The organism is Aestuariirhabdus sp. LZHN29 (assembly GCF_049985285.1).
Classification (GTDB): Bacteria; Pseudomonadota; Gammaproteobacteria; order Pseudomonadales; family Aestuariirhabdaceae; genus Aestuariirhabdus.
Genome location: NZ_JBNIEU010000001.1, coordinates 1,263,001 through 1,289,553 on the forward strand (window position 1 = coordinate 1,263,001; position 26,553 = coordinate 1,289,553).

Genomic DNA, 26,553 nt, shown 5'->3' on the forward strand with positions numbered 1-26,553 from the left:
GGAATCGCTGTGATCATAATCCAAATCTGTGGAGTCATTAAATGCTAATGCCTGTAATTATGTCCGGTGGTTCCGGTACTCGCTTGTGGCCAGCGTCGCGTCGACAAAAGCCCAAGCAGTTTCTACCCCTGGTTAACAGCACCACACTGTTTCAGGATACCGTGCAGCGCTTGGAGGGTGTTCCTGCGCTGGGTAACCCTCTGGTTATATGCAATGAAGACCACCGTTTTATGGCGGCTGAGCAGTTGCGAGAGCTTAACATTGCAGCAGAAGCGATTTTGTTGGAGCCCGTGGGGCGCAATACTGCACCGGCGGTGGCGTTGGCAGCGTTGCATGCTTGTCAATCCGGTGACGATCCGTTGCTATTGGTGTTGGCAGCAGATCATGTAATCGAAAACCAAAGCGCTTTCCATCAGGCCATTGCACAGGCAGTAAAGGCTGCGGAAAACGGGGCCTTGGTAACCTTTGGTATCGTGCCGAGTGCACCCGAAACGGGGTATGGTTATATCCAGACAGGAGGCCAGCTGGATGCAAGCGGCTCAATGGCCGTACAAAAGTTTGTTGAAAAGCCGGACGCTGAAACGGCGCAGAGTTACCTGGACTCCGGAGAATATCTCTGGAACAGCGGTATGTTTCTGTTTCGGGCCAGTAGCTACCTCGAGGAGTTGAACCGGTATCGGCCCGATATCATGGGGGCTTGTCGCAAGGCGCTGGGTACAGAGCGTGGTGATCTCGATTTTGTGCGTGTCGATCATGATGCTTTTGCTGCATGCCCCGACGATTCCATCGACTACGCCGTGATGGAAAATACCGCCTTGGCGCGAGTAGTTCCGCTTGATGCAGGCTGGAACGATGTTGGCTCCTGGTCGGCGCTATGGGATATAGGAAGTAAGGACCAATTCAACAATACATCGCATGGCGATGTGGTCAGTCATGATACGTCCAACTCGATGATCTATGCGACCAAGCGTCTGGTCACTACGGTAGGTGTAGACAACCTTATTGTGGTGGAAACAACGGATGCCGTAATGGTTGCGGATAAAAATCGGGTGCAGGATGTAAAGGCAATCGTTAATTCGCTCAAGGCAGAAGGGCGTCCCGAGGTGGATCAGTTGGTTCATGTCTATCGACCCTGGGGTCACTATGAGTCCATCGCCAGCGGAGATCGCTATCAGGTTAAGCACATTTTGGTAAAGCCCGGCGAAAAGCTGTCGGTACAGCTACATCACCACCGCGCCGAGCATTGGGTGGTGGTAAGTGGCACCGCCAGAGTGACTTGCGGCGAGCAGGTATCAGTGGTTGCCGAGAACGAGTCAGTCTATATCCCCATCGGTGAAGTCCATGCGCTGGAGAATCCGGGGAAAATCCCCTTGGAACTGATCGAGGTGCAGTCGGGTAGCTATTTGGGTGAGGATGATATTGTGCGGTTTAGCGATCTTTATAACCGTGTATAGGGGATGCCAGGAGTGATAACACGTGAGTAAGATGAATGCGAAAGACTAAATCCCATATGCTTGAGGTGTTTTTTGCCAAGCTTGTTTTTAATTTAAAATCGGAAACTAAAAAAACCCATCTACGGTACATATGGTGGATACTGGAGCCGGCGCTATTTGTAGCGGTGTTTTATTTAGTATTTAGTGTTTTTCTTAATAGAGGCACAGAGGATTTCCTGGTGTTTTTGCTGTGCGGTAAAATTCCGTTTTTATGGTTTTCAAAATCGGTGGCTAATTCATCAAACTCCATTGTGGCGGGTAAAGGGCTTATTCATCAAATCAAGATACCCAAACCGTTTTTTCCACTGCTTGTTGTCGCGCAGGATTTTGTAAAACAGCTATTTGTATTTGGGTTTTTCTTTGTTTTTCTTGTTTGTTACGGTGTAGAAATAACCGGTAATTGGTTGTATATGGCACCGGTTATTATCACCCAGCTTCTGCTCATCATCGCATGTGCCCTGTTTGCTGCAGCAGTGACACCCTTTATCCCTGATTTTAAATTTATCATCTCAACAGGGATGATGTTATTGATGTTTGGTTCTGGCATTTTTTATAGCTACAAAGAGATGCTAGACGAGCGACACCAAGAGTTGTTTTTAATGAACCCACTAGCAGATTTGATTAAAAACTACAGGGATGTATTGCTGGGTAACATGCCGCCAGACATGCAGTCATTAAGTACCATTAGTGTAGTAAGTGTGCTTGTAATCGTGGTTATGGGTGTGTGGTTTAGTAAAAAAGATACCGTTTATGCTCGAGTGGTCATTCAATAATGCAGCGAAGTAATGTTCTGGAGCTAAACGATGTTACCGTTACCTATAAAACCCGCTTGGCGTTTTTCAGGCACGAGCAGTTTACCGCGCTGAATAAAGTCAACTTCGTCGTTGAGCGTGGTGAAACCCTTGGGGTGATTGGCAGCAATGGCTGTGGTAAATCAACGTTATTAAAAGTGTTAGCCGGAATCTATAAGCCCGATAGCGGGAGTGTCGTTCGGCACTGTGCCAGTGTGTCACTTCTTACCCTGGGCGTAGGATTTGATGCAGAACTGTCGGGGCGTGACAATGCGATTCTTGGCTCAATGCTGTTAGGGGCCACAAAAAAACAAGCCAGGGAGGCCTTAGCAGAAGTGATTGAATTTTCAGAGCTGGGTGATTTCATCGATCAACCGGTTAAAACCTACTCATCAGGAATGAGGGCCAGGCTAGGGTTTTCAGTGGCGATTACAATGGATGTAGATCTATTGCTAATTGACGAAGTGCTCGGGGTAGGGGATGCTAAATTTCGCCAAAAGGCCGAGGATGTCATGCTTAGGAAAATCAACTCGAAGCAGACAGTAGTATTCGTATCACACAGCGAACCACAGGTGCAGCGGCTGTGCCAGCGCGCTATCTGGCTAGATAAAGGGCAAGTGGTCATGGAGGGTGAAACAAAAATGGTGTTACAGGAATATAGTCGACCCAATAGGGTAACTATTGGGTCTGCAGTATAATGATGAAATTAGGGCTTGGATGATGCAGCAACACATTGAACTGGAAGCTGAACTAGAACTGTCATTATTGCAAATAAACCAGTTGCAAGAAGAGTTGGAGCATTACTACGTTGAATATACCAAGCTAAAAGAAACACAAGCTAGCGATAAGTATTCGCGTAGCGTCTCTCCAGCTGCCTTGTTATTACGCAAAGCGCGTTTAAAAGACAAAAAATACCTAGGTTCTGAACAGTTTAAAGCGAGCGCTGAACTACAAAAGTGTGTCGAGCGGTTAACTAATGAAAAAAACGAGTTAGCGAAAAGCCTTGAATTAGCCAGGGATGAGTTAAAGGATGCTATTGTTCAAGCTGGTAGCCGAGAAACAACTCATGAGAGAAATAATGATTATATAAGCGAGCTCGAACGCCGGTGCGAAGAGTATAAAAGTCAGCAGGAGAGTCAGCAGGAGAGTCAGCAGGAGAGTCAGCAGGGTGAAGTAGAATTAGCTTTACTGCAAATTAGCCAACTTCAAGAGGAGCTGGAATCCTTATACCTAAAAAAGGAAGAGGCTAGTGCATTACTCCAAACAGCTAATGAATCTGTTGGCGAGTTGAAAGAGGAAAGAGAAGAGCTACTCCATAGGGCCGATGAATTAAGTGCACTGGCAGAGATAAAAAGCCGGGAAGTAGCAGAAGAGATAGCACAACTCAACGCTACGCTTACCCGAAAAACCGAACAGCTTGGTGATGCTGACAAGGCGCTAGCCGTACTTAAAACTGAAAATAAAGAATTGGCTATAGAGATAGGGGAAGCACAGGCCGAGCAAAAAACATTAAGTAAAAACAATAATGCGCTAACCAATACCATAATAGAGATCAGCGCATCGCTTGAGTTAAAAGAGGCAGAAGTTACGGCGATAACCGATAAGCTTTCCCAGACATCCGCAGCGTTAACTGAACGCGAAGAGATGATATCGAAGCTTGAAAGCGATAATTCAAACTTAACAGTAAGGCTTGAAGCAACAGAGATAGAGCATCAATCAGCGATTGAAGATATGAATAAAGCACTAACGGACGCAATTCAGGCAATTGAGTCAAAAGAGTCGGAAGTTGCCAGCATAATGGAACAACTAGATCAGGCGAACGGAAGGCTGAATGAAAAAAGTAAAGAACTTGCAGTCATTGAATCCCGATCGGAGGAGTTGGCAAGCCAGTTAGCCCAGCAAGAGGCAAAACAGAACGCCTGGGATCAAGAAAAGAGTGATTTAACAGAGGCGTTAAACCTGCAAATTGGTAGTTTACAGGCAGAACTTCAGGAAAAAACACGAAGTGCAAATTTGGGCCAGAAAATGTTGGCCAAAGCACAGATCGACCTAGACCATCTGCGTGAATCCTATGCGGAAAAAGAGGCATCCGAAAAGGAGTTGGTAGAGCTGGTGAATGAGCTAAGGGAAAAACTGACCCTGGCATCAAAATATTATTTTAAACTCCAGCAAGAGCATCCAGAGCTTTTACCCCCTCAGGCGCAGGCGGAAGAGAGCTAAAAATGCCATCAAGCTTTGAACTCTTCAAAAAGCAGCTAGACGATGCCGTCGGCCTGATTGAGAATGCCAGTGTGGCAGAGCGGGATACGGCTAACTTACCCGCATCGACCGATCTGCTCGTTGATACCCAGTCATTGATCGCAAGGTGTGAAAGCGTTTCCAAGAAACACCAAAAAACAAAGCCCACTCTTCGCATTATCCATCATTTGGCCTGTAGTGGGGGAACGCTAATCTCTAAATGTATTTCTGCGATGCCGAACGTGTACTTGCTGAGTGAAGTACACCCGTTTACAGATTTGGCGTTGGGTAAAGATAAGCCAAAATACGCACCTTCAGATATAGCGTCATTGGCAAAATACGCGGGTGTTCCCAAACAGAAAGACCTGGCCGGTAAGCTTTTTAAACAATCTATTAACCAGGTTTATCAGCACGTAGAAACGCAGGGCGGTATATTGGTACTAAGAGACCATACCCATGCAGATTTTAATACCACAGACCAAATCCCCGAAAAAAGCGCACTTATAGAGCTTCTTGAAGAGGATTATGAGATTAAATCTGTATTAACGCTGCGTGACCCAATAGATTCATACGCGTCGTTGGTGAAAAACGGCTGGGTACATTTTGAGCCGCAAAGTTTTGATGAATACTGCCGACGTTTACTGCTCTTGCTTAAGCAGTTTAACCCAGATCAAATTTTTAAATATGAAGACTTTTTAAAAACGCCCCAAGGGCAGATGCAATCTATTAGTAAAGCGCTTGATTTGCCTTTTGACGAAACTTTTGAAGATGTGTTTGGCATGTTCAAAGTGACAGGCGACAGCGGGCGTAGTGCTGATGTGATTGGCAAGCGTGAAAGAATTGCTCCTGAGGATATTCTTAAAGAGTCTGAAAAATCAGAATTCTATAAAAAATTTAGGGCGATTAATTTTTGTAGTTCGTGCCAAGTATAAGCAAATAAAAGCAAGGATGTATTTATGCTATCCAAAAAGTTTCAATTGGTTAAAGATGAAATAGATGCGAAAAACTATGAGTTTGCCCAGAAAGTGTTAGCTGAGATATCGCAGGAAGAGCTCTCAGAAAAAAGTAATGCGCTCTATTTGGCTCTATCTTCTAAACTGCCAAAAGGGCTGAATGTTACAGTGAATAATGAACCTCAAGAGTTCACTGCCAGAAAGCTTTCAGATTTGGACTCCCAACCAATAAAACCCGGTATAAGTATTGTTTCTTGCTGCATGAATCGCAACGAGAACTTGCTTAAAGCATTAAAAACTTGGGTAAAGCTACCCGTTGATGAAATTGTCATTGTTGATTGGTCGTCAAATGAGCCCGTTAGCGAGAGTATCAAAGAAATAAATGATAGTCGTATAAAAATATTACGTGTAGAGGGTGAGCCGAAATGGGTTTTAACTTATGGCTTTAATGTGGGTCTTAGGTTTGCAAGTTACTCAAAAATACTTAAATTTGATGCAGATATCGAGGTAACTTCAAACTTTGTTGTTGAAAACTACTTTAGCGAGGGGAGCTTCGTTCGTGGTAACTGGAAGTTCGCTGTAGAAAAAGGTGAAGACGAACAAAAGTTTGTTAATGGTTCTTTTGGGGCTTGTAAAAGGGCTCTTAAGGAGATTGGTTATTACAATGAACTGATAACAACCTATGGTTGGGATGATTCAGATATTTATAAACGATTATCTTGTCTATCTGGCTGTCAAACCAAGTTTATTAACCCCAACACCATAGTTCATCTAGAGCAAGATCAGGAAGAACGACTAAAACACCAATCGGTGAATAAGAACTTATTTCTTGGCCATTTTGAGCCAACCGAATATTACAACATGAGAAATAAGTATATTACTTCACTATTTGATGCTTGGAGCGAAACGCTATTACAGAACTATTCTCTTAAGAAGCAACTTGGTAACGAATGGCTACTATCCAGAATAACGGCCAGTATTGATATACCACCTCATGTGATAGAAGATGCTGAAAAATACGCGACTTTAGAAATGGCATCATGGATATCACCTGATTTGTGGCGTTCACTTGCGAGTAATAAGCAGTACCTATCAGATTTGTTGGAGAGTTTTAAAAGCGGCTCGCCTAGGGAAGCGGTTCTTGATGTTATACAAAAAATCACCTCTCAAAGTGCAGCCTCCAAATTACTCGATGAAAACCTTTTGCCAAAGCTTAGTGTTGATAAGCTTTCAGGCTCAGTTATTGAGTGTGAAGGTTTAAAACATAACTTGGACATCAAGTATAAAGATACAAGTTTCAATTTACGTCCGGCTACCAACCTACCCAATATAAAGTTAACGCACTTAGCTGCTGATGCTTTGACAGGTGAACAGCGAAAACTTGTTTTTGTAACCAGCCTTTATGATGAAAAACGTCAAGACAGACTTGAAGAGTATCTTTATTGCGTTGAACAAAATATTAAAGTCTTCGATGTGCTTGTTTTATACTACGAAGAAAATGACAGTACTTTGTATAATGCACTTAAAGAACGTCTTCAACATACAGAGCACTGGCAAAAGATCTTATTCGTTATATACAAAGACAGGCCAACGTTTGAGTTCTTGTTTGATACTACAGACATCCTGTTCCCTCAAGACATTATTTGTGTTGCCAATGCAGATATTGCAGCGGACGAAAGTGCCTTGCAAATCAAAAAACATTTACATCAAAATGCATTTTGGGCGCTGAGTCGTCACGAGGTAGAGCCAAAGTCCAAAGAGCCTGAAGGCTTAATAATGAATCAGTTAGGTATTCCGAATACTTTTTCTGCGGATATGTGGATTTATCAGGCTCCACGTAAACATAAATTTAAGGCGAATTTTCCGATAGGGTCGTATCACTGTGATTCGTTTATTAACTATTATGTCGAGCGTTCACCTTACCAGCTCTATAACCCATGTTTAGACATTAATATTTATCATGTTCATGATCCTGTCTTTAACTCATCTGAAGAAAAGGCTGTGCGTGACAAAGAAATAATTGATAAAAAGCTGAACGACGAAATTGCCTTGAACAACGGTATTGTGCCGCTCAAAGGAAGTAAGTGGTGTAAGCTAGATTCTTGCTTACCTGATGATAGTTATTCTGGCACTGTCGACTGGTATAACACACTAATAAAAATCCACGTTGACGATAGCGCAAGTAATTTGTTGCAGGTAATGGTGTCGGTCTTACTGGCAAAAGAAGTTTTAGCAGCACTCAATTGTCCAACAAGTATTTGGATTATATTGCCTGAGTCGCAGAGAAGCTCTCTTATTTACCAACAGATCGAGTCATTTATTTGTGCACTGGAAGATGAGCACATTTATATTGGTGTTCAAGACGAAACCAGAATTGAAGTTGACTCGGGTAGTTATGCTACATCTTGTATAAACACTAATGACTTATTAGCCACAGTTAATCGAATCAGGGCGAAAAATAAAGGGAAATTTCTTGACTTCAAAAATGAAATGTATGAGTTTGATGGAAATTTCGGCTTAGATTATGATCCGGCTTATGTTGTTGATTATTTGCCGCACTTAAATGATATCGACACATATGGATTATTATTAGCTTTAAATTGTGAACAGTTGGAGTTGTTAAATTCCAGTTTATCTAATGAAACATTTGCGCATTATTTTAAGCCTTTTATAGCTGATTTAGAAGTTTTAAATAAACAGAAAAACAGCCAGCAAGAGAACCATACTATAGCTGAAAAACCGGCAATAACTTTCATTACTTCTGTTTTTAAAGGTGAAGAGTTTATGCACGGTTACCTAGAAAATATCTCGGTAGCAGCGCATGAGTGTAATGGTGAGGTTATCATTGTTGACGCAAATTCACCGCAAAATGAGCAAGCAATCTTTCATGCTTTTATTAAAGAACATCCAGAATATGAGGCTTATTTTACCTATTATCGGTTAGAGAAAGACCCCGGTTTATACAACTGTTGGCAGTATGCTATAGAGCGAGCAAAAGCACAGTATGTTTCAAACGCTAATCTGGATGATCGTCGCAGCCCGTTTCAGGCCAAAGCACTACTAGATAAATTATTAGCAGCTCCCAGCAAGCGTGGTGCAGCAGCAGCTATTCGAGCGACTACGGCAAGAAATACCTCTTGGTATACAACGACCGTTAACCAGTATTGGTTTACGCATGGATACGATGAAAATATAGAGTTTTCTTCTTTGTATTTAACTGATGAAAAAGGGCATGTTAAATCGCAAAATATTATGCATTGCATGCCTATATGGGATAAGTCACTGCATACGAAATACGGTTATTTTGACGAGGATAAGTACGGCACGAGTGCAGATTGGGCATTCTGGCTTGAGTGCACTAAGCATGGGGAGCACTTCATTTTATATCCAAGGGTTTTATCCCAGTACTACATAAATCAGCAGTCACACAATCGAGTTAATGATCCTGCCGGGATCAAAGAAAGTAAAATTGTATTCGATTATTTACAAGTTAATCAGACAGTCTTTGAACAACAATAGGATGTAGTTGTGATTTATTTTCCTCATATACCTAAAGCTGGCGGCACATCTCTCAAAAGCTATTTTCTCCATGCTTATTCAGCTAGCAGCTGTATAAAAGTATGGGATACAAAATTTGGTGCTGACTTTTTACCAGACGAATTTTGTAATCTTAAAGCGGATGAGCTTAAAGGAATTCCAGCTGTAATTGGGCATCTACCGGTAAAAGATTTTCTGAGCAATTCCGCAGCTAATCGAATGATGAGTCATGGTGAAGTACAGGTTATAACGTCTGTACGAGATCCTATAGACAGGCTATTAAGTCTTTATAACTACGTTTTAGTTAATGAGCACCATCCGAATCATAATGCTCACCAGAGTTTTGATCCCAAGGAGTTTGTGTTTTCACAACAAGAAAATTTCCAGTTTAAATTTTTAGAGCTACGCAGAGGTATGACTGTTGATGATCTGTTCGCATGTATAAGTATTTTTCCAATGGAGAAATCTCTTACGCTATTCCATTCTTTTTTTAAGAATGTCTTGTCCCAAGATGTTAAGCTGCAAGAAATTCAAAATGACACTGCTTCGATCAACCTAAAAGGTAAAGATATTATAAAAAGAGATTTTTTTACTAGTTCAGAGCTTAAGTTTTTGTACAGTAAACACGAGTTAGATTATGAAATCCACCAAAAATCTTTGGCCTTGTTTAATAGTAAATCCAGAGAAATTAAAAGGTGATCTAGTACAGCCAGTTCACGAAGAAGCATGGTCAGTACATGGGTTTAAGGAAGACAGATTTGATGCTTGGCAATTAATATTACTAGCAATATATGAATTTCCTTTTTGTGTGGGATATATAGGCTCGTTTTAAATCCAATTATTCTCAAGTGGGGTGGGTATGGATCATAGTTGTTTTGAAAACCTTATTATTTATGATGTCGGCCTTAATACAGGGCAGGACACAACTTATTACCTGAAAAAAGGTTTTAAAGTTGTAGCTGTTGAGGCTGATCCGTATCTGTGTGAGCAAGCCATAGCTACTTTTAGAGATGAGATTAGCGATGGAAGATTAAGAGTATTAAATGTTGGTGTATCAGACAATGTTGGTTCCATGAATTTCTATGTTAATGAGCATTCCCGTGAGTGGAGTTCTTTTTACAGTAGTATAGCTGGCAGAGCTGGCCATCAATTAACCGAAATTCAAGTTCCTACAGACACGCTAAGTAATATAATTAATGCACATGGTGTGCCGTACTATTTAAAAATAGATATCGAGGGAAACGACAGAGTTGCTGTGAGGTCAGTGTTGGACAATGATTATCCTATCCCTTACATATCTATTGAGAACGGGAGTGTGATGTTGAAAGACTTGGCAGCGAAAGGATACGACAGGTTTAAGTTTATACAGCAAAACAATGTACACAAATTGCAGCAATGTATGCCAGCTCTAGAAGGAAGATATGTTGATCACCAGTTTGAATTTGGAGCAAGTGGAAAGTTCGGTGAAGAAACTGAGGGTGAGTGGCTTTCATACAAGGAAGTTTTCTCGCATGTCTCAGAAGTTTGGGATGTTGATACAGGCAGAAAGAATCCAGATTGGGATGACAGCGTGGGTGGTTGGTTTGATTTGCACGCGCGGCATAAAGATTACCTGACTTTAAAATCACAGCTTTAGATAATCTTTCGTTCCGAAAATACTTTATGCCTAATAATGGTTTGGTCTTTTTAAAATGATAAATATTTAGTGTTGAGCTATCACGAATGAAAAAAGCATTAATCACCGGTGTTACCGGACAAGACGGCTCGTATTTAGCCGAATTCTTATTAGAAAAGGGATATGAAGTACACGGCATTAAGCGCCGCGCATCGTTGTTTAATACTCAGCGTGTTGATCATATCTATGAAGACCCGCATGTAGAAAATGCACACTTTAAACTGCATTACGGTGATTTGACCGATTCATCCAACCTTATTCGTATTATGAAAGAGGTTGAACCCGATGAAGTGTATAACCTGGGCGCGCAGTCTCATGTTGCGGTGTCGTTTGAAGCCCCGGAATATACTGCGGATGTTGATGCCTTGGGTACATTGCGGTTGCTTGAAGCAATCCGTTTCTTAGGGCTGGAGAACAAGACCCGATTCTACCAGGCGTCTACCTCTGAGCTGTATGGTGAAGTGCAAGAGATCCCACAAAAGGAAACCACCCCTTTTCACCCGCGGTCACCTTACGCAGTGGCGAAAATGTATGCCTACTGGATTGCAGTAAACTACCGTGAGTCATACGGTATTTATGCCTGTAACGGCATTTTGTTTAATCACGAGTCTCCGCGACGCGGCGAAACCTTTGTTACCCGCAAAATCACTCGTGCCATTGCCAACATTGCCCAGGGGATTGAGCCCTGCTTGTATCTGGGCAATATGGATGCGCTGCGTGACTGGGGGCATGCCAAAGACTACGTACGCATGCAGTGGATGATGCTGCAACAGGAACAGCCCGAAGACTTTGTAATTGCTACCGGCAAGCAGATCTCGGTGCGAGAGTTTGTTAGCATGTCTGCCGCTGAGGCGGGTATAACCCTTGAGTTTAGCGGTAAAGGTGTTGACGAAATCGCTACTGTTACAGCCGTTGAAGGTAACAATGCGCCAGGCGTTAACGTAGGTGATGTGATTGTTAAAGTAGACCCACGCTATTTCCGCCCGGCAGAAGTTGAAACTTTGCTTGGTGACCCATCTAAAGCCAAAGAAAAATTGGGCTGGGTACCAGAGATCACCGTGGAAGAAATGTGCGCCGAGATGGTGCAATGTGATTTAGACAAAGCCAAACAACATGCGATTTTGAAACAGCATGGTTATAGTGTTTCGGTAGCGAAAGAATAGTGAGTAGTAGAGTGTCTAAATCTGAAAATATTTTCAGGCAGTTTTCTTCTGCGAATTTGGTAAATGTTACTCCCGAAGAACTCAAAGCTAATTTACAAGGAAGGCTAGGAGAAATTGACTTTGAATCGGAAGGTTACTTAGAGTCTGAGCTAGAACAGCAAAGGGATTTGAGTATCAAGTTTCATTGGGGGCACGATCATGATTTCGGAGATTTTAAAATTGATGGTCGTATGGGTAATAGGCACTTATATTTGTTTGATAAATTTTTAGAACTTTTCCCTCTTACAGTTGGTTCATTTGAAAACAAGCATGTTCTTGATATTGGTTGTTGGACTGGGGGGACTACTCTTTTATTGAGCGCTATTTCTGAAAAAGTGACAGCAGTAGAAGAAGTCAAAAAATATGCGGATACTACTCGTTATTTATCTAATGCTTTTGGTTGCAATGCAGAAGTGATTTCTGAGTCTTTATATGATTTAAATTCAGAACGTTTTTACGATCAATTTGACTGTGTGTATTTCCCTGGCGTTATTTATCACCTTTCTGATCCTGTACTGGCACTGAGGATTTTATTTAATACTTTAAGGATAGGTGGTGACATTTTAATCGAAACTGCTGGGATACAGAGTGACGAACCTATTTGCCGTTTTGATGGAAATTATATTTACCATCAAAACGGGACAAGAGAAGAACTGAATCGGGGCGGTTGGAATTACTTCATTATGTCTGGTCCTGCGTTAGAAAGAATGATGCAAGAAGCTGGTTTTGAACAAATTCAGACATTTTGGGATGAAACATCTAAACGTTTATTCGCTTACGGCAAGAAAGATTCACAAATCGGCATATGTAAAGCCGGATTATCAGTCCCGGATATAAAGTGATAAAAATGACAACAAAAATATTTATAGCAGGCCACCGGGGTATGGTCGGATCGGCGATCGTTCGCCAATTACAGCAACGCGACGACGTCGTGCTGGCGTTGCGTGATCGCTCGGAGCTTGATTTATGCAATCAACAAGCGGTACTCGATTTCTTTGAGCAGGAAGCTATCGATCAGGTCTATCTTGCCGCAGCTAAAGTGGGAGGCATCTACGCCAACAACACTTATCCTGCCGATTTTATTTATGAAAATCTGATGATCGAGTGCAATATTGTTCATGCCGCTCATCAGTGTAGGGTTCAAAAGTTACTATTCTTAGGCTCATCCTGTATTTATCCCAAGCTGGCTGAACAGCCAATGAGTGAGAGCGCATTGCTCACCGGTACGCTTGAGCCAACTAATGAGCCTTATGCACTGGCAAAAATTGCAGGCATAAAGTTATGTGAATCTTATAACCGACAATATGGCGTGGATTATCGTTCGGTAATGCCGACGAACCTTTATGGCCCACAGGATAACTTTCATCCAGAAAACTCCCACGTTATTCCTGCATTGTTGCGACGTTTTCATGAGGCCAAGTTGCGAGGAGATGATGAAGTAGTTGCCTGGGGTAGTGGTAAGCCAATGCGCGAATTCTTACATGTTGACGATATGGCGTCTGCTTCTATTCATGTAATGGAGTTAGACAAAGTCGTATACGAGCAAAACACTCAGCCTATGTTAAGTCATATTAACGTGGGTACTGGTGTTGATTGCACCATTAAGGAGTTAACCGAAACTGTTGCCAAAGTTGTTGGCTATGAGGGCGAGATTCGCTGGGATACCACGAAGCCGGACGGTGCGCCGCGAAAGTTGATGAATGTTAAGCGTCTGTCGGATTTAGGTTGGAAGTACAGTTACTCATTGGAAGAGGGCCTTGCCCATGCGTATGAATGGTTCCTGGCACATCAGGATGATTTTCGTGCGTAATGCTGTGATTCCGGATAAATGATTCACCATGGGTTCTCAATAGGCTCCTCGGTTAAATGATTGGCCATGACTTTACCCTTTAGGCGTCGGGCCATGACAATGAAAGCTTTCCAGTTAATCTACCGGGATGGAGATCTCACAATGAACAGTTGTAATTAAACCATACGGCCGTAACGTGCCGACACCATCAGCTCACCGCCCACAACAATTAACTATCAATACTAATAAATCTTGGTAATTCAATGATCACAAAATGTCTCTTTCCCGCCGCAGGCTACGGAACTCGCTTCCTGCCTGCTACCAAGTCCATGCCCAAGGAGATGATGCCTGTAGTCAACAAGCCGCTGATCGAATACGGAGTAGACGAAGCACTTGAGGCCGGCTTGAACGAAATTGCGGTAGTCACCGGTCGCGGGAAACGTGCGTTGGCCGATCACTTTGACACTAATTTCGAGCTGGAGCACCAGATATCTGGTACAGAGAAAGAGGAGCTACTCAGTGGCATCCGCAATCTGCTCGACAGCTGCACCTTCGCTTTTACCCGTCAGCGTGAAATGAAGGGGCTAGGCCACGCGATTCTCACCGGGAAACCTCTGGTCGGCAACGAGCCTTTCGCCGTGGTGCTGGCAGACGATCTCTGCCTAAACCAGGAAGAGGGGGTGCTCAAACAGATGGTTGACCTGTATCGGCAATTTCGCTGCAGCATCGTGGCCGTTGAAGAGGTTCCCCGTGACCAGATCCACAAGTACGGGGTCATCGCCGGGGAAATGATCAGGGAAGACATCTATCGCGTCGATAAGCTGGTTGAAAAGCCAAGCGCTGAGCAAGCCCCTAGTAACCTGGCGATCATAGGCCGCTATATCCTCACCCCCGACATTTTCGACATTCTGGAGCAGACCGCACCCGGTAAAGGTGGCGAGATCCAGATTACAGACGCTCTCCAAACTCAAGCCCAGACAGGTTGTGTTATAGCCTATAAATTCAAGGGTAAACGTTTTGATTGTGGTTCTGTGCCCGGCTTTATCGAAGCTACCAATTACTGTTATGAAAAAGGGCTCTATAGCCTCTAAAAGAAAACGATATTTATGCCCATTTGTACCGGCGCCTGCCCACTCAGTTATTCAGGCAGTATTGACCTCTCCACCCAAAAAAATGGGCTGCAACGTACAAAATGGTGGTTTCTTTGTGTTGTGGTGGGAGCGGTTAAACAACGCTACAATAGCGTATTCCCAATTATGATTTGTTCAATGATTTTTAATGTTTTGAGGGTCTGCAAATGTCAATGACTGATGAGCCACAAAGAGAAGTTTTTGACGATATTCTATACCTGGAATCGTTAATCAATGTTGAGCAAAAGACGATAAAGAAGAACTTCAGGGCTCGCCTGGAGGGTAAGCTTGGAGAAGATGAGCGCCTGGATGCGATATGCGATGAGCTTTCCTTCACGCTTGCGCAAGTTAGCGCACGTTTGTCTGTTATTGAGCAGACCCTTGTTTTAGATGGTCATGTAACAACTGAGCAGCATGAATCTTTAAATATTAAGCAGCAGCAGTTGGCGGCACAATCTCTGATGCGGGATGAATGCAAACTGTCAATTGAAAAAATTGGCCGGGAAAATCATCTGGGCCACCTGCAGCATACCAGTAATAACTTGCCGTACCATTCGTTGTCACCCGCATCGACAGTAAAATTAATACTACCGATTAACAGAGCGTCTAAAAAAACGCTTGCCGTCGACATTGCTGATGTCTCGGACAAACAGCTGTTGGATCGAGCAGTGATTAAGGTTGATGGCGTTAAGCTTAAGCACAAACACGCTGTAATTAATGGCCAGCTAAGACTGCTCTGCTACATTCCGCCAAGTAAAAAGCTAAGCGACCACACTCATGTCGAATTGTTGACTCCTGAACATGGTGGGGATCAACAATTCCGTTTTTACCTGTCGGACGTGCATTGTGTTCCTAAGTCGTCGATGCTCAAAGCAATTAAAACTTTGCTCAAGTAATTTAATTTGATGACCTCAACTAAGTTTTTAAGGTCTCCGGTGTCTCAGGTATCTCGATGGGTTCAACGCATCTTGAAGACTGGCGCTAGCGGAGATAAGTGTTCTCACTTTGGCTGCTGCGTCGAGCAGCTTTTAGCTGGGGGTATGAATCGACTTGATCTGGCCGAGATCGTCGAGCCCCTTTCTGACGCTGAGCGTTGGCTGTTGGTTAAAGAGTGTTTGAGGCAGAAGCCATCTAATGCGTTGCATTTTCTACACATCCCCAAAACCGGGGGCACGTCGTTTGGAGAAACATTAGGGCAAGATAAAAAAGCAGTTATTATCTCGGTTGACGCTCTGCCGGAAACGTTGGCTGGTCAACTACTGCGTTTTAGTAATACTGATGAAAAGATGCTGGTTATAACCAGAGCGCATCACAGCTTGAAAGTAATTGAAAATTCAGGGTGCCTTGAGCATATATCACTGGTTTTAACAGCCTATCGTAACCCTGCGGAAGTACATGTTTCGAATGTAAACATGATCATGCGGAGGGTTTCAAACTACATCGATGGTCAAGGGATGCTTAAGGCGGAACGTATCTTTTGTAAGGAGTGGCTGGAAAACTTTCCTATGAAGTTTAGTAATACCAAAGAGTTTGCAAAGTGCTTGCTGCGCTCTGATGTGTATAGAGACAGAATGGGTAAGGTTTATTCGCTGTTTTTACTTGGCTCGTGCTGGAAAAAAATGATTAAGAGCAAGGAACTATTTGTTATCTCCTCTGACAGCTTTGATGATCTTTTTGTTGATGTTTTTGATTATGCCGTTCTGCCAACACGTAAAAATGTAAGCGTTTCGCCCATGCTTACACTAGAAGATTTCGATGCAAAATGTTTGTCGGGGCTGGTAGCCGGAGATGAAGCGCTCGCTGAATTTTTAAAGGATAGCATTGTTAAGCCGGCTCAAATTCGTGATGTAATATTGAGCGGTAATAAGCAGTGAGTATATTGCAGAAAACTGGCTTACCTAAGATTAGCGTTATAACGCCTTCTTTCAATCAGGGGGGCTATATTCGGGAAACCATAGAGTCCGTGCTTTCCCAGGGATACCCGAATCTTGAGTATATAATTGTCGATGGCGGCTCTACTGATGACACTGTCAGTATTGTCAACGAATATGTTGATCGCATTGATCATTTCGTAAGCCAGCCGGATAATGGCCAGAGCCATGCCATTAATAAAGGTTTTTCCAAAGCTACCGGTGACATTTTTTGCTGGCTTAATAGTGATGACCAATTTGCCCCTGATGCGCTTTTGTCGGCGGCACTGGCGTTTATTACATCTGATTCCGATCTAATTGCCGGGATTTGTGAGGTGTATGAAGATGGTAATTTAACGCACCGACATCTTACCTCGTGCGGCAATGGTCAATTAGCGCTAAACGAACTTCTCGATCTTGATAATGGCTGGAATGCGGGACAGTTTTTTTATCAGCCAGAAGTTTTTTTTACTCGTTCTTTATGGCAACGGTCCGGAGGTCATGTTCGAGAAGATTGCTACTATAGTATGGATTATGAGCTATGGTGCCGTTTTGCTTTAGCAGAGGCTAAGATTAAAGTTATTGGTACGCCAATGGTACATTTTCGTACCCATGCAGATCAAAAAACTGCTAACCCGGAAAAATTCAAAGCTGAGCTATTAGAGGTTAGAGATAACTTCTGTAAAGAAAATAACATTGATTGGTCTGGCTCGAAAAGGCCATTGGTAAACTGGGGTCAAAAACTCAAAGTCGCTTTCGTCAACGATATAGGCTATCAGTATGGTGCCGGTATTGCGCACATGCGTATTGCTGGCGCATTTGAGCTTGCCGGCCATAACGTAGCAGTGTTTGATTTGTTGTCATCTGCAGACGCGAATAATTATCAAGATCTTGTTGATAAAGTAAAAACATTTTCACCGCATTTTGTGGTTTTTGGTAACTTGCACGCGGTAGATAAATCGTCTGTTTCAATACTTTCAAAATTGGAAAGCCACTATCCTTGTTACTGGTTAACCCACGATTTCTGGCTGATTACCGGGCGTTGCGCATACACTTCCGGTTGTGATCAATACCTTGCAGGTTGTAATGATGGTTGCCCGACTCACCAGCAGTATCCCATGCTAGATAAAGAGTTCATTGCGCCGGCGTGGAAGAATAAGCACGAGTTTTTGTCGCAATCCAGACAATTTAACTTTCTGGCTAATTCGAGCTGGTCAAAAAGCATTATTGATAAAGTGCTTTCTACTTTTTCAAATAACGTTGAAAGTTTCAAAATATCTCTAGGTGCACCAGTTGAGATATTTAAACCAAGAGATAAGATAGAAGCCAAAGAGAAACTTAACATTTCGCCCGAGAGATTTGTAATTGCATTTAGTGTTTCGTCGTTAAGCGATGGTCGCAAAGGTGGCGCGTTATTAGTTGAAGCGTTGCAACAACTTTCAGATAAAGCAATAACACTCATTTTAATTGGGAAGTTGGATCAACCGATTGATTTGCCAGGGATTGACCTCGTAAAGTTAGGATATGTGAATGATGTAAGCATACTCGTGTCTGCTTTGCAGGCGGCCGATGTTTATGTTGGACCAAGTGCCGAAGAAACCTTTGGGCAGGTATTTGTTGAAGCGGCGATGTGTGGGACTCCGTCGATTGGCTTTAATGTCACCGGTGTTAAAGATGCAGTAATGCATGGTGTTACGGGGGTAAGGGTCGATGAGGTTTCTGCTGGCGCCTTAGCTTTAGCCATTATGAGCTTTTATGATGACAGAGCACTGTTAAAAACAATGTCTGAATTTGCTCCTATCTATTGCCGTAACGAATTTTCATTAGAAGCTTCCTATTTTAGTTTTTTCTCCGTGCTGAATCAGCAGGGCCTCATCGATCGTTGGTCTCTGCCGCATAAAATTAGCTTTTCCAAAAAAAGCGCGATCGTTAACTTCGCTAGCAAGGGGTGGCATGATCTTACGATCACCCAAAAGTTAAACCATAAGATTCGTGCTTCGGTTAATGGGTTGGTAGACTTCCTTCCTAATCATTGGCCGCATAAAATAGCAAAGATTCTCCCTGGGCATGTAAAAAACCTTCTGGTGCGGTGGCTGACGGCAAGGGTCTGATTTCCAATTGTGAGGGGTTACATATGACGTTTATACCAGGCCTGTTTTGAACGACCCATTAATTACAGTCGTTGTGCCTTCATATAATCAAGGGGATTACCTTGAGCAGGCTTTGCTATCTATTTTTCAACAAAGGGTACCCTTAGAAGTCTTTGTAATGGATGGTGGTTCAACAGATAGTTCATTAAATATCATTGAGAAATATGCCGATAAACTATCTGGCTGGCGAACTCGCGCCGATGAGGGTCAATCATCAGCAATTAACGAGGGTATGGCGTTAGGAACTGCCCCTTATGTGTGCTGGTTAAATAGCGATGACTGGTTTTTGCCCGATGGCCTGGATAGGTTGGTGCGTCACCTTGATGCCCAACCTAATGCTCCCGCCGTCTATGGTAAGGCGTGGAATGTTGTAGAACAATCAGCCGAACGGCGACCTGTTTGGGTCGAACCTTTTCGGGAGCGTCGGTTGGCGGTACGCTGTATTATCTCTCAGCCTGCTACCTTGATCCGTCGCTCAGCCTGGGAGATGGTTAATGGTTTGGATGAACGACTTGATATGGTAATGGATTATGATCTGTGGTGGCGTTTGTTCAGGCAGTGTGGGCCACTCCATTTTTATGCAGACTTTGTAGCCGTCAATCGTGATCATCATGGAACTAAAACCCAAAGGCATCGAGCCAAGCACTATCGAGAGGCCATTGCAGTTGTACAGCAGCATTACGGAACTGTCCCTATTAAGTGGTGGTTAGCACAACCTTATGCGGTTTGGTTTAAGTCCATCAGGAATTGGCTCCGATGAGAGTGTTGCATTTTTATAAAACCTACTATCCGGATACCGTGGGTGGTGTCGAGCAGGTTATTAACCAGATCATAAGGGGTTGTGCACGACAGGGAGTAGAATCCGAGGTGTTGACACTCAGTTCCAGTATGGTTGATCGTACCGTTGAGGTAGATGGGCATTTGGTCCACCGTTGCCGATCACACCTGGATGTGGCATCGACACCGTTTTCTGTATCGGCATTATGGCGTTTTCGCCAGCGTGTTAAACAGGCGGATATCGTCCACTATCATTACCCGTACCCCTTCACCGACCTGCTGCATCTGCTCAGTGGCATTAATAAACCGACCGTCGTTACCTACCACTCTGACATCGTTAAACAGAAAAATCTTTTAAAGATCTACCGCCCTCTAAAGCGACGCTTTCTCTCCAGTGTTGATCGAATTGTTGCGACGTCCCCCAACTACCTTCGCAATAGCAGCGTCCTGAATCGCTATAACGGCAAGGTAATTTCAATCCCTATCGGGTTGGATAAGGGAGGTTATCCTGTTCCGGTTGATGCTAAGGTTTCCCGTTGGAGCGAACGATTTGGTTGCCGTTTTTTCCTGTTTGTCGGGCTGCTCCGTTATTACAAGGGCCTGCACATATTGATCGAGGCAGCGAAAGATGCGCCCTATCCCATTGTTATTGTGGGGGCGGGCCCGATCGAACAGGAACTTAAGCAACAGGTCCGAGCGCAGGGGGTAACCAACATTCATTTTGTTGGCAGGGTATCTGAAGCGGACAAGGTCGCATTGCTGAGCCTTGCCCATGGGATCGTATTCCCCTCTCATTTGCGGTCGGAGGCTTTCGGAGTCTCTTTGCTGGAGGGCGCAATGTACGGCAAGCCCCTTATCTCCAGTGAGATCGGTACCGGCACTACCTACATCAATATCGATGGGGAGACAGGCCTGGTCGTTCCCCCCAGCGACCCAGTAGCGCTTCGAGGTGCAATGGATCGCCTCTGGAATGATACAGAGTTGGCGGCCAATATGGGGGAGAAGGCCTACCAGCGTTATACTGAACTGTTTACTGCCGACAGGATGGCAAGCTCCTATGTGGAGCTCTATCGTTCATTACTCGATGAGCGTGGCCGATGAAACGGTTACGGCCAATCAACTATCGCTACCCCGCCGACTCGCCTCGTACCAGGATGATTTGTGGCTTCGTTTGATTTCCTGGTTGTTATGTTACTGCTTCCTACGGTATTGGGTTTGCTGGCGCTTGGCCGCTTCCCTGCGGACATAGTGCTGCTGGTCTCTCTTGGGATTCTGCTACTCACCAATATACTGACACCGGTAGAGGCATTAGCTGGGTTTAGTAATCAGGGTTTGGTAACCATTGCGTTGCTCTACGTGGTGGTGGCAGGGCTGCGCGAGACGGGCGCGATCGACTGGTTGAGTCGTTGGGTGCTCGGTCGCCCTCGTAACCTGATGGCGGCGCGAGCCCAGCTGCTGTTCCCTGTCGCGTTACTCAGCGCATTTGTAAACAACAGCCCCGTTGTTGCCATGTTCACTTCTGCCGTTCAAAGCTGGTGCAAAAGAAGCCCCTTTACGCCCTCGCAACTGCTTTTGCCTCTTAGTTATGCGTCGATTCTGGGTGGCACTTGCACACTGGTAGGCACCAGTACCAACCTGGTCGTCGATGGCTTGATGCGACAGGGCGGATTCCAGGGGTTTTCTCTTTTTGAATTGGCCTGGGTGGGGGTTCCACTGGTATTGGTCGGATGTATCTATCTACTGCTCTTTAGTCGGTTCTTGCTTGCTGACCGAATGGGGGCTGCAGAAAGTTTTGATGATGTACGCGAATACACGGTTGAAATGGTCGTTTCTCCCGAGTGCGAACTGATTGGCCAAACTATCGAGCAGGCAGGTTTACGACACCTACCCGGTCTGTTTTTAGTGGAGGTTGGCCGCGCAGGGGAGGTGCTGACGGTGGTTTCTCCTCGCACGTTAATTCAGGCCGGAGATCAGCTGGTTTTTGCTGGGGCGGTTGCTTCGGTGGTGGAGTTGCGACGAATTCGTGGGTTGGAAGTAGCCGCAGACCAGCTTTTTAAGGTAGAGGGAGAGCACGGTGATCGGCGCTTGTTCGAGGCGGTCGTCTCTGGCCAAAGCCCCTGTGCGGGCAAGAGCATCCGCGATGCGAGGTTTCGTCATCGTTACAACGCCGCCGTTTTGGCGGTAGCACGCAATGGCCAGCGTTTAACGGGCAAGCTGGGGGATGTTGTTTTACGCGCCGGCGACACCCTGCTTTTGGAGGCGCAGAAGGGCTTCTTGTTTAAGTTTGGTAATAGCCGGGAGTTTTTGCTTATTTCGCGCTTGGCCAATAGTCGAAACCTTCGTTACGACAAGGCCCCACTTGCGCTTGCGGTTTTGATCACCATGCTCGGGCTTACGGCATTCGGCGTGCTGGGGTTAATGCAAGCAGCACTGTTGGCGGTCGGAGGGATGTTGGCAAGTGGATGCCTGACCATTGACTCGGCACGCAAGAGCATTGATTACCGCGTGCTATTAGTGATCGCCTGCGCCTTTGGCTTGGGGGCAGCCATACAGAAAGTAGGGCTGGCGGAGTTGATTGCCGCTAAGGCGCTTGCTATTTCCGGAGGCGATGCGTTTTTATTACTGGTGGCTATCTATCTAGTGACCGTGCTGTTGACCGAGAGCATCACCAATAATGCGGCGGCCATCGTAATGTTCCCCATCGCGGTGAGCGCTGCTCAGTCTTTAGGGGTAAATGCTGCCCCATTTGCCGTCGCGGTGATGGTAGCCGCTTCGGCCAGTTTTGTGACTCCCATTGGCTACCAAACCAATTTAATGGTGCAGGGACCGGGTGGTTATCGCTTCGTTGACTATGTACGCCTGGGGTTGCCATTGAGTATTCTGGTGGCAGTAACCGCGTTAACGATTATTCCCAGAGTCTGGGCTTTCTAGCAATTTCCTGGCAGGTGGTGACGTCTGTGGGGATCGATAGTTTGAGATGAGACGATGATAGAACAAGTAAGTGCCCATGGCGGTAAGCTGGTAGATCTTTATGCGCAAGGTGAAGAGGTGGCCGCAGAAAAAAAACGAGCCGAGTACTATCTCTCCTGGGATCTCACTCGCCGGCAGTTGTGCGATATTGAGTTGCTGCTTAATGGTGGATTTTCTCCGCTAACGGGCTTTATGGGGCAGGCTGATTATGAGTCTGTACTTGACCGTATGCGGCTGGCCGACGGCACCCTCTGGCCAATGCCCATTACCCTGGATGTTTCACGGGAGTTTGCAGAGCAGGTGTCGCCTGGCCAAACCATTGCCCTGCGCGATGCAGAAGGTGTTGTGATTGCCAATCTGGATGTCAGTGACTGCTGGCAGCCGGATAAGTCGCGTGAGGCCCAATCGGTGTTTGCGACCCAGGATACCCATCATCCGGGTGTCCACTATCTAATGCATGAGGCAGGAGACTTCCTGTTAGGGGGCAGGTTGGTTGGAGTGACACCGCCATTGCATTACGACTTCGGTCAATATCGCGATACCCCGACCTCGCTGCGTGCCAGCTTTGAGGAGAAGGGCTGGGAAAGGGTGATCGCCTTCCAGACTCGCAACCCTGTTCATCGTGCCCATGTCGCAATGACCAAGCGCTTGATGGGAGAGAGCAATGCACATTTTTTAATTCACTCTGCGGTTGGAATGACAAAGCCGGGAGATATCGATCACTACTGCCGGGTACGCTGCTACGAAAAAGTGTTGAGCCACTACCCGAAAGGAACCGCTGCCCTGAGCTTATTGCCGTTGGCGATGCGCATGGCTGGGCCCAGGGAAGCATTGTGGCAAGCGATCATACGGCAGAATTTCGGATTTACTCATTTTGTTGTGGGGAGGGATCATGCGGGTCCTGGACGGGACAATCGAGGGGGCTCGTTTTATGAAGTGGAAGCCTCACAGCGCCTGGTAACCTCCTTCCAGGATGAGCTGGCGATCAAGATCTTGCCAGCGCCCTTTTTGCTTTACGTGAAGGACCGATCCCAGTTTTGTGAAGCGGGTCAGTTGTTGCCAGGTGAGGAGGGCCTGTATCTCTCGGGAGCTGAGCTACGGGAGGTACTAAAACGAGGCGATGATGTGCCCGACTGGTTCGCTTATCCCGAGGTGGTTGAAGAACTGCATGCAACCTTGCCGCCGCGCGCCTGTCAGGGTTTTACGGTTTTTTTCACCGGCCTTTCAGGCTCGGGGAAATCAACTTTGGCCAATGGATTGATGGTTCGCTTGCGAGAGTTGGGTGGCCGTCCGGTGACGCTGCTCGATGGTGATGTGGTGCGAAAAAACCTATCCAGCGAGCTGACCTTTTCCAAGGAGCATCGTGACCTCAATATTCTGCGTATCGGCTACGTGGCCAGCGAAATAACCAAGAATGGTGGTGTCGCAATTTGTGCTCCCATCGCACCCTATACGGCGACTCGGAAAAGAGTGAGGCAGCTTATCGATGAGGTAGGCTCCTTTATCGAGGTTCATGTCGCGACGCCGATAGAGATCTGTGAACAACGTGATCGAAAAGGGCTGTATGCAATGGCCCGGGCCGGTAAGATTAAAGGCTTTACCGGTATCGATGATCCTTATGAAGTACCGGATAATCCTGAAATTCGGATCGACACATCTAGCTTGACGATGACCGAATCGGTCGACGCGATCATGGCCAGGTTAACGCAGGTAGGTGTTATCTAGCCATGACGACCTTATGGGGGTTAATACAGCAAACGAACCGGGGCGAGCGAGCTTTACGGCATGCTGGGTGGTACCTTCGATGAAACGCTTACTATTAACCGGTGGTACAGGCTTTATCGGATCCGCGTTGCTGCATCGGCTGCTTGGGGAGGGAGAGTGGGAGGTGATGGCCGCGGTTCGAAGATCCAGCGATAAGCCATTGCCTTCAGGGTGCACTCCCCTGTTAATCAGCGATATGGGGGATGCTAATGCGTGGGACGGCTGCAATATGCAGGCTGTGCAGTGTGTCGTGCATTGTGCGGCGAAGGTTCACGATAGCGGCCCGCTCACGCGGGAGGTGGAAGCAGAATATCGGCGGGTGAACGCCGAGGGAACGATGGCGCTGGCCCGTAAGGCTTTGGCGGCAGGGGTGAGGCGATTTGTTTATATTAGCACCGTGAAGGTCTATGGGGCCGCGAGTCGTGAGGGAGAGCCTTTTTGTGCCGAAGATGAGGCCAGGCCGGAGGACTCGTATGCGGCGTCCAAGCTAGCGGGCGAAAGAGCGCTGCGTTCTGTGGCAGCAGGCACGCAAATGGAGGTTGTTATTGTACGGCCGGTATTGGTGTATGGGCCGGGTGTTAAGGCAAACTTCGCCTCTATGTTGCGCTGGGTTTACCGGGGAGTGCCTTTACCTCTGGGGGCGATAAGCAATCGAAGAAGTCTGGTCGCTATCGATAATCTTGTGGATCTGATCGTTACCTGTCTTGTGCACCCCGGAGCGGCGAATGAGATCTTTTTGGTCAGCGATAATGACGACCTTTCAACCCCGGAACTGATCCGGCGTACCGCGATGGCTCTTGGCCGGGGCGCGAATTTGTTGCCGGTGCCCCCCCTGTTGCTAACCCTAGGTGCCCGCTTGGCAGGTAAACCGCAGATCGCTATGCGTCTTATGGAGTCGTTGCAGGTTGATATTGCAAAGACTCAGAACCGGTTGGGGTGGCAACCTCCAGTAACCATGGAGCACGCACTACGGCGTACCGCAGCAGCGTTTTTGGAGAAGCCAAGTTGAGCGGTTATTGGTGGATGTTTCCTGTGGCTACGGTTGCCTATTTGCTCACCGGGATGGTCAGAAGGTGGATGATCAACCGGCAAATTCTCGCTCACCCTAATACGCGCAGTTCTCACTCCACGCCTACACCCACCGCTGGAGGCTTATCAATTGGCGTCTGTGTAATCGCTATGCTCCCGTTATTGGCGATCTATGGGCAGCTCGAATGGGCTGATATCTGGCCGATACTAGGCGGGGGGCTGGTAATAGCTCTCATCGGTTGGCTTGATGATCTGAGCCATGTGGCTGTTCGGTGGCGGCTATTGGGCCACTTTGCTGCCGCAGGGTGGATTCTTTTTTGGGTAGGAGGGTTCCCTCCCGTAACGGCCTTTGGGGTCGTCATAGAGTTGGGTGGATTTGGTTATCTCCTTGGCTCGCTCTATATCGTTTGGCTACTGAATCTTTTTAATTTTATGGATGGTATCGACGCCATTGCAGGGGTAGAGTCAATAACGGTATGCATTGGGGCTGCAGCCCTCGGCGTGTTGTCGGGCAACGGCGTCGGTGTTGTTATGCCACTGTTACTCGCCTCGGCAACCCTGGGTTTCCTGGTGTGGAATTTTCCACCAGCAAAGATTTTTATGGGTGACGTTGGCAGCTGCTTTGTCGGTATTGCATTGGCTGCAATGTCGTTGCAGGCGGCCTGGTATTCGCCGGCATTTCTGTGGAGCTGGCTGATCTTGTTGGGCGTGTTTATCGTCGATACGTCCTGGACTTTACTGCGGCGCCTCTTGCAGGGGCAGAGGGTGCACGAAGCGCATCGAACTCATGCGTATCAATATTCGGCTCGCTGGGCTGGGTCGCACCGTCCGATTAGTCTTGCGGTGGGTGCAATCAATCTGTTCTGGCTGCTACCGATAGCAATCTGGGTGGGAGTCGGCGGTTTGGGAGGCATCGAGGGGGTGGTTCTGGCGTACCTCCCTTTGCTTTTGTTGGCCATCAAATTCAACGCTGGCACCCCGGAACCCTGCGATCTGCGTACGGAGACATCTGAGTAGCTCAGGATAAAGAGGCATCCTATCGCCCCTATGGTTCACTTTTACATTTTACAAAGTGGTTATTTCCGGAGTTGAGGTCAGTTTTATGATCAATTTGGCCTTGATACTCCAGATAGCTTAGATATGAT

At 45.9% G+C, this 26,553-nt stretch carries 21 protein-coding genes; all 21 read left to right on the forward strand.

From position 1 onward, the window contains the following. Nucleotides 1-41 precede the first annotated feature (41 nt). The 21 genes from ACP3PW_RS06055 to ACP3PW_RS06155 all read left to right on the forward strand — a co-directional run bounded on the left by ACP3PW_RS06055 (nucleotide 42) and on the right by ACP3PW_RS06155 (nucleotide 26,425). The gene (locus ACP3PW_RS06055) at nucleotides 42-1,454 is read left to right on the forward strand and encodes a mannose-1-phosphate guanylyltransferase/mannose-6-phosphate isomerase (protein ID WP_426415779.1); all 1,413 of its coding nucleotides are present in this window, start codon (nucleotides 42-44) and stop codon (nucleotides 1,452-1,454) included. A gap of 35 nt (nucleotides 1,455-1,489) precedes the next feature. Then, nucleotides 1,490-2,266 (forward strand): ABC transporter permease, encoded by a 777-nt coding sequence (locus ACP3PW_RS06060; RefSeq protein WP_426415780.1) that lies wholly within the window; start codon nucleotides 1,490-1,492, stop codon nucleotides 2,264-2,266. Then, a complete protein-coding gene (locus tag ACP3PW_RS06065) occupies nucleotides 2,266-2,982 on the forward strand; it encodes an ABC transporter ATP-binding protein (protein WP_426415781.1) in 717 nt (238 codons plus the stop codon). The genes ACP3PW_RS06060 and ACP3PW_RS06065 overlap by 1 nt, the downstream gene beginning before the upstream one ends. Before the next feature lie 19 nt (nucleotides 2,983-3,001). Next, a complete protein-coding gene (locus ACP3PW_RS06070) occupies nucleotides 3,002-4,504 on the forward strand; it encodes a hypothetical protein (RefSeq protein WP_426415782.1) in 1,503 nt (500 codons plus the stop codon). A gap of 2 nt (nucleotides 4,505-4,506) precedes the next feature. Further along, nucleotides 4,507-5,454 (forward strand): sulfotransferase, encoded by a 948-nt coding sequence (locus ACP3PW_RS06075; RefSeq protein ID WP_426415783.1) that lies wholly within the window; start codon nucleotides 4,507-4,509, stop codon nucleotides 5,452-5,454. A 24-nt stretch (nucleotides 5,455-5,478) separates the two neighbouring features. Then, nucleotides 5,479-8,994 (forward strand): glycosyltransferase family 2 protein, encoded by a 3,516-nt coding sequence (locus tag ACP3PW_RS06080; protein ID WP_426415784.1) that lies wholly within the window; start codon nucleotides 5,479-5,481, stop codon nucleotides 8,992-8,994. Between the two features lie 9 nt (nucleotides 8,995-9,003). After that, entirely contained in the window at nucleotides 9,004-9,711 is a 708-nt protein-coding gene (locus ACP3PW_RS06085; protein ID WP_426415785.1) for a sulfotransferase family 2 domain-containing protein, read from the forward strand. 160 nt (nucleotides 9,712-9,871) lie between these two features. Next, on the forward strand, nucleotides 9,872-10,648 hold the full coding sequence (locus ACP3PW_RS06090; RefSeq protein WP_426415786.1) for an FkbM family methyltransferase: 777 nt from the start codon (nucleotides 9,872-9,874) through the stop codon (nucleotides 10,646-10,648). An 86-nt stretch (nucleotides 10,649-10,734) separates the two neighbouring features. After that, on the forward strand, nucleotides 10,735-11,850 hold the full coding sequence (gene gmd, locus ACP3PW_RS06095) for a GDP-mannose 4,6-dehydratase (protein WP_426415787.1): 1,116 nt from the start codon (nucleotides 10,735-10,737) through the stop codon (nucleotides 11,848-11,850). Between the two features lie 11 nt (nucleotides 11,851-11,861). Beyond that, on the forward strand, nucleotides 11,862-12,731 hold the full coding sequence (locus ACP3PW_RS06100) for a class I SAM-dependent methyltransferase (protein WP_426415788.1): 870 nt from the start codon (nucleotides 11,862-11,864) through the stop codon (nucleotides 12,729-12,731). Between the two features lie 5 nt (nucleotides 12,732-12,736). Continuing rightward, nucleotides 12,737-13,699, forward strand: a complete 963-nt coding sequence (fcl, locus tag ACP3PW_RS06105; protein WP_426415789.1) for a GDP-L-fucose synthase — start codon at nucleotides 12,737-12,739, stop codon at nucleotides 13,697-13,699. A gap of 242 nt (nucleotides 13,700-13,941) precedes the next feature. Next, nucleotides 13,942-14,769, forward strand: coding sequence for a UTP--glucose-1-phosphate uridylyltransferase GalU (gene galU, locus ACP3PW_RS06110; protein WP_426415790.1), 828 nt, complete (start codon nucleotides 13,942-13,944; stop codon nucleotides 14,767-14,769). A gap of 206 nt (nucleotides 14,770-14,975) precedes the next feature. Beyond that, nucleotides 14,976-15,704: a hypothetical protein gene (locus ACP3PW_RS06115; protein WP_426415791.1), complete on the forward strand. Its 729-nt coding sequence runs from the start codon at nucleotides 14,976-14,978 to the stop codon at nucleotides 15,702-15,704. A 144-nt stretch (nucleotides 15,705-15,848) separates the two neighbouring features. Then, nucleotides 15,849-16,682, forward strand: a complete 834-nt coding sequence (locus ACP3PW_RS06120) for a hypothetical protein (protein ID WP_426415792.1) — start codon at nucleotides 15,849-15,851, stop codon at nucleotides 16,680-16,682. Further along, nucleotides 16,679-18,829 carry a glycosyltransferase gene (locus tag ACP3PW_RS06125; protein WP_426415793.1) on the forward strand — a complete coding sequence of 717 codons (2,151 nt, stop codon included), beginning with the start codon at nucleotides 16,679-16,681 and terminating at the stop codon, nucleotides 18,827-18,829. The genes ACP3PW_RS06120 and ACP3PW_RS06125 overlap by 4 nt, the downstream gene beginning before the upstream one ends. 46 nt (nucleotides 18,830-18,875) lie before the next feature. After that, nucleotides 18,876-19,628 (forward strand): glycosyltransferase family 2 protein, encoded by a 753-nt coding sequence (locus ACP3PW_RS06130; RefSeq protein ID WP_426415794.1) that lies wholly within the window; start codon nucleotides 18,876-18,878, stop codon nucleotides 19,626-19,628. Then, nucleotides 19,625-20,746 (forward strand): glycosyltransferase family 4 protein, encoded by a 1,122-nt coding sequence (locus ACP3PW_RS06135; RefSeq protein ID WP_426415795.1) that lies wholly within the window; start codon nucleotides 19,625-19,627, stop codon nucleotides 20,744-20,746. The genes ACP3PW_RS06130 and ACP3PW_RS06135 overlap by 4 nt, the downstream gene beginning before the upstream one ends. 60 nt (nucleotides 20,747-20,806) lie before the next feature. Further along, nucleotides 20,807-22,576, forward strand: a complete 1,770-nt coding sequence (locus ACP3PW_RS06140; protein ID WP_426415796.1) for an SLC13 family permease — start codon at nucleotides 20,807-20,809, stop codon at nucleotides 22,574-22,576. Nucleotides 22,577-22,630: 54 nt separating this feature from the next. Further along, nucleotides 22,631-24,340 carry a bifunctional sulfate adenylyltransferase/adenylylsulfate kinase gene (locus ACP3PW_RS06145; RefSeq protein ID WP_426415797.1) on the forward strand — a complete coding sequence of 570 codons (1,710 nt, stop codon included), beginning with the start codon at nucleotides 22,631-22,633 and terminating at the stop codon, nucleotides 24,338-24,340. A gap of 79 nt (nucleotides 24,341-24,419) precedes the next feature. Then, nucleotides 24,420-25,388, forward strand: a complete 969-nt coding sequence (locus ACP3PW_RS06150; protein WP_426415798.1) for an NAD-dependent epimerase/dehydratase family protein — start codon at nucleotides 24,420-24,422, stop codon at nucleotides 25,386-25,388. A gap of 170 nt (nucleotides 25,389-25,558) precedes the next feature. After that, the gene (locus ACP3PW_RS06155; protein ID WP_426415799.1) at nucleotides 25,559-26,425 is read left to right on the forward strand and encodes an MraY family glycosyltransferase; all 867 of its coding nucleotides are present in this window, start codon (nucleotides 25,559-25,561) and stop codon (nucleotides 26,423-26,425) included. Nucleotides 26,426-26,553: the final 128 nt, after the last annotated feature.

Coding starts and splice junctions, on each gene's coding strand:
- ACP3PW_RS06135 (WP_426415795.1), top strand. CDS start 19,625: ATGAGAGTGTTGCATTTTTATAAAACCTACTATCCGGATACCGTGGGT.
- ACP3PW_RS06120 (WP_426415792.1), top strand. CDS start 15,849: ATGAATCGACTTGATCTGGCCGAGATCGTCGAGCCCCTTTCTGACGCT.
- ACP3PW_RS06080 (WP_426415784.1), top strand. CDS start 5,479: ATGCTATCCAAAAAGTTTCAATTGGTTAAAGATGAAATAGATGCGAAA.
- ACP3PW_RS06060 (WP_426415780.1), top strand. CDS start 1,490: ATGCGAAAGACTAAATCCCATATGCTTGAGGTGTTTTTTGCCAAGCTT.
- galU (WP_426415790.1), top strand. CDS start 13,942: ATGATCACAAAATGTCTCTTTCCCGCCGCAGGCTACGGAACTCGCTTC.
- ACP3PW_RS06150 (WP_426415798.1), top strand. CDS start 24,420: ATGAAACGCTTACTATTAACCGGTGGTACAGGCTTTATCGGATCCGCG.
- fcl (WP_426415789.1), top strand. CDS start 12,737: ATGACAACAAAAATATTTATAGCAGGCCACCGGGGTATGGTCGGATCG.
- ACP3PW_RS06090 (WP_426415786.1), top strand. CDS start 9,872: ATGGATCATAGTTGTTTTGAAAACCTTATTATTTATGATGTCGGCCTT.
- ACP3PW_RS06075 (WP_426415783.1), top strand. CDS start 4,507: ATGCCATCAAGCTTTGAACTCTTCAAAAAGCAGCTAGACGATGCCGTC.
- ACP3PW_RS06065 (WP_426415781.1), top strand. CDS start 2,266: ATGCAGCGAAGTAATGTTCTGGAGCTAAACGATGTTACCGTTACCTAT.
- ACP3PW_RS06115 (WP_426415791.1), top strand. CDS start 14,976: ATGTCAATGACTGATGAGCCACAAAGAGAAGTTTTTGACGATATTCTA.
- ACP3PW_RS06145 (WP_426415797.1), top strand. CDS start 22,631: ATGATAGAACAAGTAAGTGCCCATGGCGGTAAGCTGGTAGATCTTTAT.
- ACP3PW_RS06070 (WP_426415782.1), top strand. CDS start 3,002: ATGATGCAGCAACACATTGAACTGGAAGCTGAACTAGAACTGTCATTA.
- ACP3PW_RS06155 (WP_426415799.1), top strand. CDS start 25,559: ATGCTCCCGTTATTGGCGATCTATGGGCAGCTCGAATGGGCTGATATC.
- ACP3PW_RS06055 (WP_426415779.1), top strand. CDS start 42: ATGCTAATGCCTGTAATTATGTCCGGTGGTTCCGGTACTCGCTTGTGG.
- gmd (WP_426415787.1), top strand. CDS start 10,735: ATGAAAAAAGCATTAATCACCGGTGTTACCGGACAAGACGGCTCGTAT.